General features: G+C 31.4%; 17 protein-coding genes and 1 rRNA gene. 1 reads left to right on the top strand and 17 read right to left on the bottom strand.

Annotated features, from left to right (window positions below):
- Window positions 1–29: 29 nt before the first annotated feature.
- From atpC to OF377_RS00550, 15 genes are all read right to left on the bottom strand, one after another.
- A complete protein-coding gene (gene atpC, locus OF377_RS00620; protein WP_263835969.1) occupies window positions 30–437 on the bottom strand; it encodes an ATP synthase F1 subunit epsilon in 408 nt (135 codons plus the stop codon).
- The gene (gene atpD, locus OF377_RS00615) at window positions 437–1,825 is read right to left on the bottom strand and encodes a F0F1 ATP synthase subunit beta (RefSeq protein WP_263835968.1); all 1,389 of its coding nucleotides are present in this window, start codon (window positions 1,823–1,825) and stop codon (window positions 437–439) included. Before atpD ends, atpC begins: the two co-directional genes overlap by 1 nt.
- A gap of 24 nt (window positions 1,826–1,849) precedes the next feature.
- On the bottom strand, window positions 1,850–2,707 hold the full coding sequence (atpG, locus tag OF377_RS00610) for an ATP synthase F1 subunit gamma (RefSeq protein ID WP_263835967.1): 858 nt from the start codon (window positions 2,705–2,707) through the stop codon (window positions 1,850–1,852).
- A gap of 1 nt (window position 2,708) precedes the next feature.
- A complete protein-coding gene (locus OF377_RS00605; RefSeq protein WP_263835966.1) occupies window positions 2,709–3,533 on the bottom strand; it encodes a hypothetical protein in 825 nt (274 codons plus the stop codon).
- A 1-nt stretch (window position 3,534) separates the two neighbouring features.
- Window positions 3,535–5,727, bottom strand: coding sequence for a F0F1 ATP synthase subunit alpha (gene atpA, locus OF377_RS00600; protein WP_263835965.1), 2,193 nt, complete (start codon window positions 5,725–5,727; stop codon window positions 3,535–3,537).
- Between the two features lie 17 nt (window positions 5,728–5,744).
- The gene (locus OF377_RS00595) at window positions 5,745–6,023 is read right to left on the bottom strand and encodes a F0F1 ATP synthase subunit delta (RefSeq protein WP_263835964.1); all 279 of its coding nucleotides are present in this window, start codon (window positions 6,021–6,023) and stop codon (window positions 5,745–5,747) included.
- A gap of 18 nt (window positions 6,024–6,041) precedes the next feature.
- Window positions 6,042–6,578, bottom strand: a complete 537-nt coding sequence (gene atpH, locus OF377_RS00590; RefSeq protein ID WP_263835963.1) for an ATP synthase F1 subunit delta — start codon at window positions 6,576–6,578, stop codon at window positions 6,042–6,044.
- Window positions 6,579–6,583: 5 nt separating this feature from the next.
- The gene (locus tag OF377_RS00585; protein WP_263835962.1) at window positions 6,584–7,207 is read right to left on the bottom strand and encodes a F0F1 ATP synthase subunit B family protein; all 624 of its coding nucleotides are present in this window, start codon (window positions 7,205–7,207) and stop codon (window positions 6,584–6,586) included.
- A 51-nt stretch (window positions 7,208–7,258) separates the two neighbouring features.
- Window positions 7,259–7,576 (bottom strand): F0F1 ATP synthase subunit C, encoded by a 318-nt coding sequence (locus tag OF377_RS00580; RefSeq protein ID WP_318032039.1) that lies wholly within the window; start codon window positions 7,574–7,576, stop codon window positions 7,259–7,261.
- Window positions 7,577–7,618: 42 nt separating this feature from the next.
- Window positions 7,619–8,449 carry a F0F1 ATP synthase subunit A gene (locus OF377_RS00575; RefSeq protein WP_263835961.1) on the bottom strand — a complete coding sequence of 277 codons (831 nt, stop codon included), beginning with the start codon at window positions 8,447–8,449 and terminating at the stop codon, window positions 7,619–7,621.
- Entirely contained in the window at window positions 8,436–8,723 is a 288-nt protein-coding gene (locus tag OF377_RS00570; protein ID WP_263835960.1) for a hypothetical protein, read from the bottom strand. Before OF377_RS00570 ends, OF377_RS00575 begins: the two co-directional genes overlap by 14 nt.
- 1,647 nt (window positions 8,724–10,370) lie before the next feature.
- Complete coding sequence (locus OF377_RS00565; RefSeq protein WP_263835959.1) at window positions 10,371–11,030, bottom strand: PhoU domain-containing protein; 660 nt, start codon at window positions 11,028–11,030, stop codon at window positions 10,371–10,373.
- Window positions 11,031–11,033: 3 nt separating this feature from the next.
- Entirely contained in the window at window positions 11,034–11,846 is an 813-nt protein-coding gene (pstB, locus tag OF377_RS00560; protein ID WP_263836076.1) for a phosphate ABC transporter ATP-binding protein PstB, read from the bottom strand.
- Between the two features lie 161 nt (window positions 11,847–12,007).
- Window positions 12,008–14,179, bottom strand: coding sequence for a phosphate ABC transporter permease PstA (gene pstA / locus OF377_RS00555; protein WP_263835958.1), 2,172 nt, complete (start codon window positions 14,177–14,179; stop codon window positions 12,008–12,010).
- A 9-nt stretch (window positions 14,180–14,188) separates the two neighbouring features.
- A complete protein-coding gene (locus OF377_RS00550; protein ID WP_263835957.1) occupies window positions 14,189–15,361 on the bottom strand; it encodes a PstS family phosphate ABC transporter substrate-binding protein in 1,173 nt (390 codons plus the stop codon).
- A gap of 163 nt (window positions 15,362–15,524) precedes the next feature.
- Here OF377_RS00550 and OF377_RS00545 point away from each other — a divergent pair, with 163 nt between their 5' ends.
- Window positions 15,525–15,881, top strand: a complete 357-nt coding sequence (locus OF377_RS00545) for an MG284/MPN403 family protein (RefSeq protein ID WP_263835956.1) — start codon at window positions 15,525–15,527, stop codon at window positions 15,879–15,881.
- Here the strand turns inward: OF377_RS00545 and OF377_RS00540 are convergent.
- Entirely contained in the window at window positions 15,871–16,341 is a 471-nt protein-coding gene (locus tag OF377_RS00540) for a dihydrofolate reductase (protein WP_263835955.1), read from the bottom strand. The genes OF377_RS00545 and OF377_RS00540 overlap by 11 nt on opposite strands.
- Window positions 16,342–16,451: 110 nt before the next feature.
- Window positions 16,452–16,541: ribosomal RNA gene (gene rrf, locus OF377_RS00535) — 5S ribosomal RNA — on the bottom strand; the annotation flags it as partial.

Here is a 16,541-nt window from a genome sequence, read left to right as displayed (position 1 = left end):
AAATAAAATGGCCTTACGGCTATTTTATTTTATTTTTCTTTTAATGCTAATAAAATTGCTTGGTGAAGTTTGATGTTTGCTTTGATTTGCATTTTCTTTTTATCATCTTCTGATGATTCAAATACTTTTTGTTCCTTCGCAATTTGACTTTGGATTTCTTCACCATTAACTTCACTTAACGGTTTAAAGAAATCCGTAAACACACGAATTTGGTGTTTTTCTACATAAGCCACACCTTCTAGAATAACATATGGAATTCGTTCACCACTTGCTGTTTTACGAATATAAGCAATATGATTTTCGATTGGTGCCATTAAAGGGTTATGATTAGGTAACACCGCAATTCGGCCTGTTGTTGTTTTTAGTTCAACACTATAAACTTCTTGGGTCAACGATTGTGCATATGGAGAAACAATTTTTAATTGAGTACTAACCATTATAGAGGTTTATTTGCTTTTGCAAACACGTCATCAATTTTTCCAACATATAAGAAGTGTTGTTCGTGGATGTCATCGCATTCACCATCAAGAATTTTTCTAAATCCTTCTACTGTATCTTCTAATTTAACAGATAATCCTGGTTGGCCAGAGAATTTTTCGGCAACGTGTGATGGTTGAGACAAGTAGTTTCGTACTTTACGTGCACGTGTAACTAATTGACGGTCTTCTTCACTCAATTCATCCATTCCTAAAATTGCAATAATATCTTGCAATTCCATGAATCTTTGTAAGATTTCAATTACCCGACGAGCAACTGAATAGTGCTTAACACCCACAACTAAAGGATCCAATAGTCTTGAAGTTGATTGTAAAGGTGAAATGGCAGGATATAGTCCTAAAGAAGCGATCGCACGATCTAAAACAACTTTAGCGTCTAAGTGTGAGAAAGTTGTTGCGGGCGCTGGATCGGTTAAGTCATCAGCAGGAACATAAACCGCTTGTACTGATGTAATAGAACCTTTTTTTGTAGAAGTAATTCGTTCTTGTAATTGCCCCATTTCAAAGGCTAATGTTGGTTGGTAACCAACCGCAGATGGCATACGACCTAATAAAGCTGAAACTTCTGAACCAGCTTGAGTGAACCGGAAGATGTTATCAATAAATAACAACACATCCTGTCCGAAAGTATCACGGAATTCTTCTGCCATTGTTAAACCACTTAATGCAACACGCATACGTGCTCCTGGTGGTTCGTTCATTTGTCCGAAAACCAGTGCAGTCTTATCTAAAACACCAGCTTCTTCCATTTCATAATACAGATCGTTTCCTTCACGAGTACGTTCTCCGACCCCTGAGAAAACAGATAAACCCCCGTGGTTTTTAGCCACGTTATGAATTAATTCTTGCATCAAAACGGTTTTACCAACCCCAGCACCACCGAATAACCCAATCTTACCCCCTTTTGCAAAGGGCACAAGTAAATCAACAACTTTAATACCTGTTTCTAAGATTTCGATTCGATCAGCTTGTTCTGCAAACGATGGTGCAGGACGGTGAATTGGCATACGTTTACCTGTTGGTGATGGTTTGTTATCAATCGGATCACCAGTAACATTAAACATACGTCCTAAAACCTGTTTTCCCACTGGCATACTAATGGGAGCGTTGGTGTTGATTACTTCTAATCCCCGCACTAGTCCGTCTGTTGTATCCATTGCGATACAACGAGCGATATTATCTCCGATTAATTGGGAAACTTCAAGGACTAATTTTTTGCCATTATTATCTAGTTCTAAAGCATCGTTAATTTTAGGTAATGCCTCAGGACTAAACAAAACATCGACAACAGGACCTAGGATTTGTTGAATTTTTCCTATTTGTTTCATAAATAAGCTCCTTTATCAAATATTTTATTCATCATCAGAACCTGCAACAATTTCAGTAATTTCATTGGTAATTTTTGTTTGACGAAGTGTATTATAAATTTGTTTATAATGATCAGCGAGTTGCTTCGCATTCTTCGTTGATGCTTCCATCGCATTTCGACGTGAAGCGTTTTCTGAAATTTTTGATTCTAATAAGCAACCATATAAAATTGTCGCAATATAACTTGGTAATATTTTCTTAATAACCGAAATTTTATCTGGTTGGAAAATGATGTTGTCCTTTTCAAGTTCTCCCGCATTGACGCTGTTTGATAAACTATTTTTATCAAACGGTAATACATCAATTGTTTTCACTTCAAAAGTAATGGCATTAATAAACTTTGTATAAATGATACGAATCTGTTTGATAGCTTTTGATTCGTATAATTCAAGAGCTTCATTGGCAATTTGCATCGCTGTATCAAACGTTAATTCACTATCATGTAAATTTAAATATTTGTTAATGACATGTTCTTTGCGTACTTCACGCAAATGATCTTTTCCTTTTTTACCAATTGTAAAAGTGATATCTTGATCACGCAAATGTTCATCTACCACTTTATTAACATTAAAATTAAATGAACCGGCAAGACCCATTGTTGAGTTAATGTTAATGTACAACACAACATCTTTTGCACCATCGTTGACTAAAAAGTCCACGTCATCGACAACAGATAATAATAAACCCATTACATCATAGTAATCATATGCGTAGTCTTTAATTGCAGCCAAGCGATCTCGTTGACGTTTTAACTTTGCTGTTGCAACTAACTTCATTGCATTAGTAATTTTAGCTGTTGTTTGGATTGAACCTATTCTACGTTTAATGGTATCTAAAGACATTTTATAATGCTCCAGCAGTTAATGAAGATGGCGCTTCTTTAGTTTTTAATTTTTTTTGTGCTTTTTCCAATTTGTATTGTGCTTTTTGTTCTGCGTTTAATTTTGGTTTTAAAACAGTTGCTAATTTAACAACAATAATAATTAATGAAACCATATTTGGCATCATAAATACAATAAAGACTCAGTAATATGCATGGTATGCTGGATTTGCGTTATCTTGAATTAAATCAAAACGTGTTTTTCAGATTGCTGAATCGTGACTGTTGTTTTCACTAATGTATTTTAAAACTTGTGAGAATCAAGAATCAGTTGGATTAGCTAACACCTTAATAACAAATCCTCAAGTTGAGTTGTTGTTCACGATTTTATGGTGTGCTCCATGACTAATGTATTCCACGATTTCGTGTAATACATCTTTATTAGCTTGTGCTTGTTCATTTAATCGTTCAATCGCTTCATCTCAATAACCATCGTGTAGTGCATGTACTAAATTGTGTAAATCACCCTTGTTTAGTTTTTTAAGAGCACCCAATCAACTTTGGTAATCAGCATGCGGATCGTAATTTACAAATGACATCAATGTATCTTGGTTCTTTGTATCAAAATTTCAAAAATCAAGAACTTGCTTCAAATCATATTTACCATTTTCTAATACAACAAGCCGACGTGCATTGTCAAAACCTTCGTTTGCTAAACCAATCATTGTTCCTGCAATAATGATTGAAACAATGGAATAAACTAGTGCTGAAATAAATCAGGGCGTGAAGATTTGTTTTACCTTCGGTAATTTGCTGAATTCAGCATAACTTAATTTATTGTATTTCATATTACTTTAAATAAGTGAATCCACTTGGCCCTTTCTTAATATCATAACTTGCTAAATCTTTTGGTTTTGAGTATTTATAAATAGCACTTGCAAGCATTACATGGGCTTCGGTGTTACTTCCAAAGTATTCACTAAATTCTTTATAACTAGTAAATACTGAGTTTGCTCCGTATTTACGTCATGCAGTCCGTGGATTAAGGACTTTAATTTCAGCTAAATCAAATTCACCTAAAACTTGTTGTACAGGAGCTGTTGTATAAACAACAACACGATCTACTGGTTGTACAGGTGTAACTTTGAAAAATAACACTTGTTTATTGTTGTTAAATAAAGCATTTGCTTCATTAGGACTTACCGAAACCATAATTGTTTGTTTTTCTTTTTCTAAAACCACATCATCAGAGCGCACTAATACTTGTTCTTCACGTGTTTTTATTTCATCTTCTGATGCAATCTTAACTTCTGATAAAACTTCAAGTTCTTCGGTTGATTCCTGACTATCTTTACATCCTTGCTCACAAGAAGATGTTTCTTCATTATCTTTTTGTTGCATAGCTTGTTTTTTTAAACATACACTTGGTGCAGCAGCATCTCATTGGGCAACTAATGCCTCAATATTAGCAAAATAAGCATCACGATCTTCTTTTAATTTACTATCATTTGGAATTAATGATTCATCGTTATTCAAGAATAAACTCATCGCTTTTCAAATTTCATATTTGAAGGCAGGAGTGTTTTCTTTTGTAAACGCTTTGTTACGTTCTAGATCACGACGTAACGGTGAATTTTTAAAGTAGTTAATTAAATAAACTTTAAAATCTCCAATTTTCTCAACTGGAATTGTTGGAATCATTTTTTCTTTTACTGTAAATAAAATTAGAGCTTCATCAGTTTGTGAATATGGCTTGTTTGGTTCTTGTTTAATAACCGCCATTACTGACTTACCTAGTTTTAAAATGTTTTTTGTTTCTTCATCTAAATCAGAACCAAATTGTGAGAATGCTTCTAATTCTCGGTAGTTAGCTAATTCTAACTTCAATGCAGCACCAGTTTGTTTAACTGATTTAATTTGCGCAGCAGAACCTACCCGAGACACAGATTGACCAGCATCAATCGCTGGACGTTGACCTGCATTAAACAGGTTTGTTTGCATGAAAATTTGACCATCAGTAATAGAAATAACGTTTGTTGGAATATATGCTGAAATATCTCCTGCTTGCGTTTCAATAATGGGTAATGCTGTAATTGATCCAGCTCCTAATGCATCTGATAACTTACATGCACGTTCCAATAAACGAGAATGTAAGTAGAAAACATCCCCAGGGTATGCTTCCCGACCTGGTGGTCGTCGAAGTAATAATGATAGAGTACGGTATGCGATCGCGTGTTTTGATAAATCATCAAATACAATTAAAACATCCTTACCGTTGTGCATTCATTCTTCAGCAATTGTCATTCCAGAGAATGGTGCTAAGTATTGCAAAGCAGGTAACTCACTAGCGTTAGCTGTTACAACTGTTGTATATTCCATTGCACCATTTTCTTCCAAAGTTCGCACGATGTTTGCTACAGTTGAATTTTTTTGGCCAATTGCAACATAGACACAGTTTACATTTTTACCTTTTTGGTTAATAATTGCATCAATTGCAATTGTTGTTTTTCCGGTTTGACGGTCACCAATGATTAACTCACGTTGACCTTTTCCGATTGGAAACATAGCATCAATTGATAAGATACCTGTTTCAAGTGGTTGGTGTACAGATTTACGATCCATTACACCTGGTGCAATTTTTTCAACTACACCAAATTTTGTTGCGACAATTTCTTTTTTGCCATCAACAGCTTTTCCTAGGGCATTAACAACACGCCCCAACATTACATCACCAACAGGAACTTGTACGATGTTATTCGTTCGATAAACACGTTCGTTTTCTTGAATATTGTTGTAATCACCCATTAAAACGACCCCAACAGCATCTTCTTCTAGGTTCAAAGCAATTCCAAGAATCCCAGATTCAAAACGAACGATTTCGTTTAGCATAACATTTTCTAAGCCATCGACCAAAGCGATCCCGTCACCTAATGAAATCACGCTACCGATTTCTAGTGCTGAGGTGTTTAATGATGAATATTTTTCTATGTGTTCTTTAATTTCATTTATTAAAGAAGTTGTATTTTTATTGTTTAAACTCATTCATTGCACCTTCTTTTTTATTTAATATTGATGAATTTATTTAGTTTTGTTTTTAGTGATGAATCCAAAATTTCGGATCTGACTTTCAGTTCAATCCCACCTAGTATAGTTGGGTCAATTAAAACGCGTAAACGAATTTTAGCTCCGTATTTTTTGGTTAACGCATCACTTAATCGTTGAAATTGTTCATCCGTTAATTCATAACGCGTTAGCACGTCAACATTAATTGCATTATCACCGTATTTTTCTAAACGGTTAATAATAGAACGCGAAAATCTTTCAAATTTATTTTTCATATTATTTAAATTTACCGACTACGCTTGATTTTCAAAAATTATTTGTGATAAGCGTGTTTGCAAAGAACCATCTATTTCAAATGACTCAAAGTTAACACGAATTCCACCTATCATTTTAGGATCAACACGTAGTTCTGCTTCTATTTCACAGTTATATTTCTTACCCATAGCTTCTTTGATTGAATTCACTTGTTGCTCTGTTAATTCCAATGCAGAATGAATAACAACACGTCTAATTTGCAATCCGTTGTTAATTAATTTCAAAACCTTTTTTAAAATTGAGCGTAAATAATTGCCTTTATCTCGATCAATTATTAAGCTTATAAAATTTAAAAAAGTATAGTCAAATTTATCACCTAAAATACTCATCAAAATTGATTTTCTTTTAGCTTTATCAATCGTTTTGTTGATTAAATCGTTATAAAAAACAGGGTATAAATAACTAATTTCTAATAAGACTTCGGTTTGTTCCTTGTATGTTCGCAACTTTTGTTCTTCACTTGCGATTTCGAACAGTGCATATGCGTATTTTTGTACAGATCGAATTGATTTCATATTTATTATTTATTAGAATTTTCTAATTCTTTAATAAATTCATCAACTAATTTATCATTATCAGCACGTGATAATTCTTTTTTCATCAAAGCTTCAGCAGCGATATAAGCCACTTCTTTTGCTTCTTGTTTCATAACATTCATCATATTCACACGCTCAGCTTCAGCATTTTCACGAGCATTAGCAATAATTTTATTAGCTACATCTCGTGCTTCACGCTCTAGATTTTCACGGTATGCTTGTGTTTCTGATTTAGCATCAGCCACAATACGCACTGCTTCGACTTGAGCATTTAATTTGTCTTTTTTTGCTTCTTCTAAATAGATTAAAGCTTCTTTGCGTGTTTTTTCAGCCTCAGCAATTTCATTTGCCATATAAGCTCGTCGTTTGTCTAACATTTTGTTAGTTGGTTTTCAAACTAATCATAAAATAATACTAAATACAACTAACATTGCTCCAACTTGTGCAATAAATACTCACAAGTTAGGGAATAGTGTATTAATAATTTCAGTTGGTTGTAATTCAGGAATGTCCCCTGCACAACTTGCTAGAAAAGGCGCAAATAGGGCGGCAAGTGCAACAACTGATAGACTAGCTATTAAGTGTTTTTTATTAAATTTGCTTTTCACTAATAGTTTCCCTTTCTTAAATATATTTTTTATATTGCTTTCTTAAAAAGACTAAGCAACGAAAATAAGTAAGATAGAAACGATCAATGCATAAATCGCAACGGCTTCAGCCAAGGCTAACCCTACGATCATTGTTGATAGAATTTTTGGTTGAGCTTCTGGATTACGAGCAACAGCTTGCACAGCATTTGCAGTTGAGAAACCTTGCATTAACCCAACCATCCCTGCAGCTAACATTGTAATACCAGTACCAATATATTTACCTAAATAAGCAAGACCAGCACCATCACTGAATTTTTCAGCAGCAGCTCCTTCTGGTAAAGCATCTAGGTGAGAAGAAATAACATTTGATAAATCAATAAATGACATAATAATTTAACTCCTTAGTTAATTTTTGAATATTATTTTTTATTAAGCAGCAGCTTGTGTTGCAACTACTTGTTCTTGGGGTTGTTTCGCACTTGCTTCTAAAGCACGTTGTGCAGCTTCTTTTTCTGCTTTTTTATGTGCTAAATGAGCGAAATGTTCTTCCCCTTCTTTAATTTCCAATCCTCATGTAACGGATGTTAACAATGTGAATACAAACGCTTGAATTGTTCCAGCAAACATTGTAAAGTATCCAATTAAGATTGGGAGAATTGTTACTGCACCAATAATTGATAATCCGACAAACGGCACAATATCAGTAAAACCTGCGAAGGCTCAGAAAGTAATGTTTAATAAAATCGCAGCTGCAGTAATGTTACCTCATAAACGGAAAGTTAACGAGATAATTGGTGAAAGTTTTGAAACGATTTCTAAAGGGTTAATCATAATTGGGATTCCCTTTATTTTGAAAGCAAATTTCAAGAAGTAAGACGCTTTTTGGTAACGTAAAGCAACAATTTGTCCACCAAAGACAGATGCAATTGCCATTCCTAATGGAACAGATAGTGCAGTTGTCGCTTCTTTAAAACCAAATAATGAAACCATGTTTGCTGTGAAAATATATACAAAAGTAAATAAAATTCACGGTGCTAATTTGACATATTTTGGTCCCATTGTATCAACAACGATCCCACGAAAAAAGTTAACAATTGCTTGAATAATTAACACAAACCGATTGGGAACATCGTGAACTTTAAGTTTACGAATGTTAAAGTAGTAAACTAACGAAATGGTTAGAATGATTAAAGTTACCATAATTACAGCACCAATATGCGGAACTGCTACCAACACATCAAGTGGTTTATAATTTTCCATTTGACACCTCCATAATTTTTTGTTCGGATAACATTTTTTTCGGCCTTTGTTTGTAAATTTGACTAATCATATTTCCAATAATTATCAAAATATTAAATGATAGCAAAAAAGGCGTATTGAAAATCTCACCCTGGTTTGTTTGGACAAATGTGTTTACGATAATCCCAATGAAAATCGGTAACGTTTGCAGAATTTGAAAAATAGCAAATACAAAACCGAACTCTACGGTTGTTAACCGTTTTTGTTTTTTATTCATTGGTTGTTGTGCCGACACTACATTTAAGCACTTTTTGTGTCATAAACGATCAATCGCATACAATCGCAAAGTCATCAGTCCAAACATCAATATGATTGACATCAAAAATGTATAAAAAAAGTTGACGAAATTACTTGAAATGGTTATAGCAACTAGACATACTAAAAATCCAATTGTTATAACCCTTAAAAATGATGTCAAGTAATTTTGTCAAGCTTGTTTAAATTTCACTTTTGATCAATCTCTTATATATTTTCAGCCAAAATCAATTTGACTTATTTATATTATAAATAAACAAGGATAAAAAAACTATTTATAATACAAAAATATAATGATTTATGATTTATTTGCAAAAAATATAAATTCTTTATCCAAAAAGTCAATAATTATAGGTTTATTAAGTGCATTTTCTAAATAATTTGTTAAGTTTATTTTCATAGGAATAAAAACAACTATTAACTTGCCTGATAATAGTTGTTTGTGAATTGTATTTTTAATATTATAAGTGATAATTCAGAAGAAGAAATGAAGACAGTTTTTCATCAATGGTTCAATTTATATAACTTTCCTGATAAATTTGGAAAACCTTATAAATCCCCAGGTGAAAGAATTATTTAAAACAATATTTTAAGACAATATATGCCTGAAAATGAGAAATTAAAAGAATCAATGAAATTTGTAAGTTTTTATTTCATTATAATTTCTTTTCTCAAACATATAAAAATGAAGGTAAATATACTTTGATAAGAATAAAAAATGTTCAGGATGGTTGTTATTAATTTAAATAGTTCCAGAGTTGTATCAAGGAATTACCAATAAATATGCAGAAGTATTGTTTATTGAAACAAGAAAATAATGTTACAACATTAACTGGTTATATAGAAAGAGTTAATATTATTTCAAAGAATAATTGTTTTTTAAATTAACTTTTAGTCTTAATTAAACTAAAAAAATTAATTTCAAAATCTTATATTTATAACTCATTTAAATGTTAGTCATTAGATCGCAAAGTGAATGATAATACTAATGGATCATCTCAAAAAATTTTAAGCGCAATAAGTGCTAATTATCTCTTAATTGCCTTCAATAAAGAATTGAAAAAAATTATTTTCTAGCAAATTAATAATTACATAAAATAAATAACAAAAATATGTAGAAAAAAGAATTGTTAAAATTCCAAGATTTTTTTACCTTAATTATTAGTGAATAAAAAACTGGAAATTAAATAACAAATAAATTAGCCTTTATCTTTCTATTAAGGTTAATTTTTTGGTTTTTTCAGTTTTAACTTCTGGTTGAATAAAATGAAAGTAAAGAATCTAGAAAATTATTTGCAATAATACTTTTTTGTATTTTGAGATATTAAAACACTATTGCTTGTAAATGCAATACACCCAATTCGCAAATATTATACAGAAGGAAATAAAGTTGTTAGGTGCAGTTTTTATTTTGCCTAATTCTGTATAATGTCTCTTTTTCCCTTCTAATGCGTCTACCATTATTTATGGATAAATTCTTATGTTGTTATTGAAGGTGAATTAGGACTTTCTCAAAAATATATTTTCTTTGTCGTTTATGTTTATCCTACCAATAATAATTGCTAAGTCTACAATCTTTTATTTTTTCATTCAATAATTTCTAGCCTAGAATTTATTCATTGGTTTTTTATTTACTCGTAATATGAATATTCCCAAAGTTTTGCAAAATATTAATCGCATGATCAATATTTCGTTCGATATGACGATACATCAAGATTAATTTGACACGACTATTCATTTCCTCATCAGTTAATTCATCATGAATATAAACCGTTCGCATTTGCTTCATGTTTGTTTCGTTCATGTATTGATCACGAATAGCTTTAACTTCATCAACCATTTCGGGATTAAAATTGTTAATTGTAAACAAATCAAAAAACTTGTAAAGGATTTGATTGCTTGCTTGAAACGCATTTAAAAAATGTATTTTTTCTTGTTCACTGAAATCATATTCTTCAAAATATTCACTAATAATTTCATTGTGATCAGAAATTCTTTCCAAATCTTTTGCTGAGTTAATCACTGAAATAAAAAACCTTAGATGCCCTGCACGGGGTTGATCTTTTTGAATTGTTCATACACACTCATCAATTAAATCTGAGTAAATCAAATTAACTTGTTCTTCTTTGAATACTGCATCATTACAAATTTCTTTATAACCTAAATCTTTATTCATTAATTTGTCACATAAATCTTGAGTGTTGTCTAAAACTCTTTTATAAAAGTTTTTAAAAGTATCAAATAATTCGGTTTGTGATTCTTTCATCATTGAATAGTTTGTTGCCATAATTTAGCCTATCTTTCCAGAAACATAATCCTTTGTTTTCTTATCTTTGGGGTGGGTAAAAATATTTCTTGTTTTGTCTTGTTCAATAACACTGCCTTCATAAAAGAAAACTGTTTCATCACTAATCCGTTGTGCTTGCGCCATTGAATGTGTCACGATGACAATTGAATATTTCTGTTTTAATTCTAAAATTAATTTTTCAATATTTGCGGTTGCAATCGGATCAAGTGCGGATGTCGGTTCATCCATCAATAAAACCTCAGGTTCTTGGGCAATCGCCCGAGCAATACATAAACGTTGTTGCTGACCACCAGATAAAGCTGATCCTAGTTTATCTAAATTATCCTTAACCTCATCCCATAATGAAGCGTTAATAAGTGCGTTCTTAACAATTTCAGATAAGGTTTTGTAATCATTAATCCCGTTTTGACGAGGCCCATAAGCAACATTCTCAAAAATACTTTTTTCAAATGGTGTTGGTTTTTGAAAAACCATTCCTACACGGGTTCTTAACTCTAATTGACTAATTTTCTTTGACCGAATATTCACCCCATCAAAATAAATTTCGCCACTATAAGTTGTTCCGTCAATCAAATCATTTAGTTGATTTAAATTTCGTAAAAAAGTTGACTTCCCACATCCCGATGGACCAATCAAAGCGGTTACTTTAAATCGTTTAATTTCTACATTAATATCTTTTAATGCATGTTTTGCTCCATTTTGGTACCAAAAATTGAAGTTTTTAACCTCAAAAACATTTGCCTCGTTAAAATCTTCTTTAATTTTATTTAATGCTTCCTTTTTTTCTTTTAACATTTTTTTTACTAAAACCCGATCGTCATGTTTTAGTTGTTTTAATAATCATCAACGTTTATAAATTGATTTGTTATTTAAATAATCGACGATTTGGTCAATTGGTTTGTTTTTTCATTCGTTCTTTTTCTGATTTAAGTGATATATTTTTACTTTTTTTGTCATTATTGGGCCTGAATTATTTGGTTAATATATGTTTCATCGACATATTTAATTTTATATATTTTATGTTTAATTTTTGCGTACTGAACTGTTTCAAGATTATAATTCATAATCTTTGCTTGCTCGAAAGTAATTAATAAATTTTTTTTGTAAATTTGACTACTAAAAATTTCTAAGTGATCAACTATTGCCGTTTTATAATACGCTTTTCGTTTAGTAATTCAATTTTTTAAATTAATTTTAATAGTTGACATATAGGGAACTAACACATACCCAACTACAATTAGGAATAACATAATTCATAAAGTAATAAAAGCTGTTTCATATTGTACGAATCGCGCTTGATTCAAATCGGTTGCCATAATTGCATTCGCATAAATTCGCGTTGTTAATGTCTGTCCTGATTGTAAATATCCAATTCCCTTCGCTGATGTTAAACCTGCTGTTAAATACAGCGGCGCTGTTTCTGCAATAATCCGTCCAATCGTCAAAAAAATCGCAGAAATAATTCCTTGCATTGCTTGGGGTAAAATTAACTTACGAATTGTTTGCCATTTCGAGCTACCTAAACCATAAGCATTCATCCGAATACTATCAGGAACACTTTGTAATGCTTGTTGAATCGAGCGAATTAATACCGGCAGGATCACTAACATAATCGTTAATGAACCCACTAATAGTGATGTCCCTTTGCTTCCTGATGCTGTTCACCCAAAAATTTCAATAAATACCACTAAACCAAACATTCCAAATAAAATTGATGGTGTAGATCCAAAACTATCCACAAAAAAATAAATAATTTTTTTAAGGGTTTTGTTTTTTGCATATTCATTTAAATAAATAGCAACAAATAATGCAATTGGAAAACCAATTAATAGTGCAAGAAAAATTATTAATAAAGTATTAATTAATGCCTGACCTGTTGTATTTTTCGAATACATAAACACTGTTGATTCGAAACTAGGACTAATAAATGTCAGAATACCGTTAACAATAATATCAAAAGAAATTCAGAACAGAAATCCAAAAGCAATTAAACCAGCAACTATTTCCCAAAACATTTTATAAACATCATACAACTTAATAAATTTATGATGTTGAATTCGATAAGTTATATACTGATTAACTTCGCTTAAATTATCAACACTAACTTTATATTTATTTTGATAACTTACTTTTTCGAAAATATATTTACAATAGTTCGGAATAATATTTACTACTCGGCCAATTTGTTGAGTAAATTTTGTTCATCAAGCGTGTTTATTTTTATTACTTTTACGAGTCAAATATAAAACAAAACCATTCAGAATCATCACCACAATAAACAAAATGATCCCAAAAACATATAATAACCCTTTTAAATGCTCACCCACATTTTCTCCGAACATATTAATCGAAATCAATGCACCTAACGGACGCAGTGACGACCCTAAAACCTTCACCAAACCATCGCTCATTACGTTATTATAACCTTCGTCACTCAAGATCATACTAACAGCCATCGTTTCACCAATCGCACGACCTAAGCCAAGTACTAGGCCTACTGCTATATTACCTTTAGCCTCAAGTTTGAAAATTTTGTAAATCGAACGTGTATAAGAAGAGCCCATACCAATACCGTTTTCAATTAATTTGTAATCTACTGCATCATATGCGTTTAATGTTGTTGCAATAATCGTTGGAAGAATTATGAACGACAACATTACGAATGCAGTAAAAACATTCATTACACTCTGAGTTTGAAAAATTGCTTTCAATACGGGCCCTAAACTGTTAATTGCAAACAAGCCAAAAATCACTGATGGAATACCAGCTAATGAAAGAATAATGATTTTTAAAACTTTTTGAATTCGTTGAGATTTAATTCGAAACTTAATTAATGTAGCCGCTTTAATACCCACTGGTGCAGCAATTAATAGTGCACCAAATGAAACAACTAATGTAATGGCCAAAGGTAGCCAAACCGAAACTCCTGTAGCTTTATCCAAGGAGTGCAAATTGAAATCACTACTAAATAAAATCTTTTTAACTCCGTAATATTCAAAACCCGGAATAGATTTTACAATGATAAAAATGAAAACACCAATAAAAATAAAAACAAAGAAAATAACAAATAAAAGGGAAATGTTTTTAAAAATGTTATTACTCAATTGTTTATTTTTTAACCTACTCATACCAGTTTTTTAATCCTTACTCGATTGATAAAAACCCATCAAATCAATAGGTTCGCTATTGTTTATTTTAAATACTTTTAAGTCAGAAAAGAAGAAATTTTTATTTTTCTTTTCATCTTTTAGTCAATCTTTATTTTTTTGATCACCAAAAAACATCATTAGTTTTTGGTGATCAGTTAACGGAATTCCTCCTGTTTTTTTGATGATTTTTTCGGCTTTATCACTTGTTAAAACTCATCATAAAAAGTCTTTGGTTTTTTCATCAACATGGTTTACACTAAAAATAATGTTAAGTGGTCGAAACCAACGATAACTTCTTGCGACATTACCACCTTTAACTACCAATTCTTTATTTACAACATCATAATCAAATGGCTTAACATTGTAATTATCATATCCAATACTTGCTACTCGAAAACCTCTGTCATATAGAATTTGCATATTAGTTTCAACAAAACCAGCAGATAAGTAAATGATTGAACCTAGTTCTCTATCGCTGTCAATTCGTTGAAATGCTTGCGAATTTGCTTCTGCTGTAACTTTGGTGTTTTTACCGTAGTTACCGGTTTCTAAATTATTAAACGTTTCGTCTACTAGGTCTGTATGGTTAACTAATTGTGAATTATTTAAAAACGCTTCTGCGGTTCCACTTGCGGCAGCTCCTCCTGAACGCGCATATGGTTTAACAGTTATTTTTGCAAAATTAGCCGGTACATGTGGATCTAAATCTGCAAATGTTATTTTTTTATAACCAGCAAACCCTTCATAGAGTTTTATTAAACCTTGCTTATTAATATTTAAAGATTCAAGACCAGGAGCATAATAAACAATTGCAATTCCGTCCCATGCAAATGTAAATGTTTTAATTTCATTACTAACTCAATCGCTATTAATCTCTTTGTTATTTGCAAAACGCGATGCAATCCCAAAATCTTTTTTTAGATCACGAGCTTCTTTAATACCGCTACCTGATCCGTTTGGAGTCGTAATAATATCAACATCATTATTAATTTTTGTATAAACATCTGATAAATTAGAAATAAATGGGTAAACAGTGGATGAACCACTAACATTAATAGTTTTTGTTTCTCCAACCGTACAGGCTGTTGTTGCGATTAAACTTATTGCGCTAGCCCCAATTAATGGTCAAGAAAGAAGTTTGTACTTGTTTGTTTTTTTCACTTTTTTCCTACTTTTTATATTGTTGTTTATTAATTTATTAATAATTTTTTTGTTCCTATTTTATCATTATATAGCAATAGCTTGTTTTTTGTCCTAATTTTATTTTTTTCTTCTCTACTTGTGATAATCTTTGTATAAATAAGATATAAATGGAGGTTAATATATGCCAGTAATTACATCAAAAGTTGCTCAAATTAGAGCTGTTTTTCAAGAATATAAGAAAGCGCGACACCAAATAATGGCACTCGATATTGTTAATCAGTGTTCGCTAACTAAAATTAGTCGTAACAGTGAAAATATTAACTGATGCAGAACAATTGTTAAATACACACAAACAATTCTTATGCATATGTCACGTGAAAGTTGCGAAATCATAACTCATCTCTATATCAACGAGTTAGAAGCAAAACAATTAAATTATTCTCAATCAAGTTTTTATTTGAAACATAAAAAAGCAGTAAATGAGTTTATTACTTTAATGAATTTATGCCCCCAAGTTGCAGAACGTATTACTTACTAATGCGAATGTATTTTTTAAGATAATATTCACCCTCATCAACCTCACTAGTTAAATGAAATTTTCCAAAATCAATATCCATAAATCGGTTACAATCATAATAATTTTTTAATTCATAAACAATGAGCTCTTGTACATAATCAACAAAGATGTTAAAAATCTTGGTACCCCCAATAACAAACACATCCTGTTTTTCTGCTCATTTTAAAATTGGTTTTTGTTCATTAATAACTTTGTACGAGCCATCGGCAGAGGGTTGAATAGTTGATGAATAAATAATATTATCCGCTTCAGGGATTGTTTTGCTTCCAAGAAAGTTAGCAAATAGATACTGTCCATAAACAACAATATGACCTTTAATTTCATTAATAAAAGCGTCATGTTGTTTTTTGACATACCAAGGAATTTTTTGGTCTTTTGCAATACCTTTATTTCCAGTTTGACACCAAATAAATTTAAGCATAATAATCTCCTGTGAATCTACCAATATACATAATTTTACTATAATTTACGATTTTGTTTTGGCATAGACACAAAAAAAAGAACTGATTACTCAGTTCTTTAATTTAATTTGCGTGGCGATTTCCTATTTTGTTTTAAACTATCTTCGGCTCGAAAGTGCTTGACTTCTGTGTTCGGGATGGGAACAGGTATTTCCACTTT

The organism is Ureaplasma sp. ES3154-GEN, assembly GCF_025780075.1.
Lineage (GTDB): Bacteria > Bacillota_I > Bacilli_A > Mycoplasmatales > Mycoplasmoidaceae > Ureaplasma.
The sequence above is the reverse complement of the archived record's forward strand: the minus strand, read 5'-3'. Positions and strand labels throughout refer to the sequence as shown.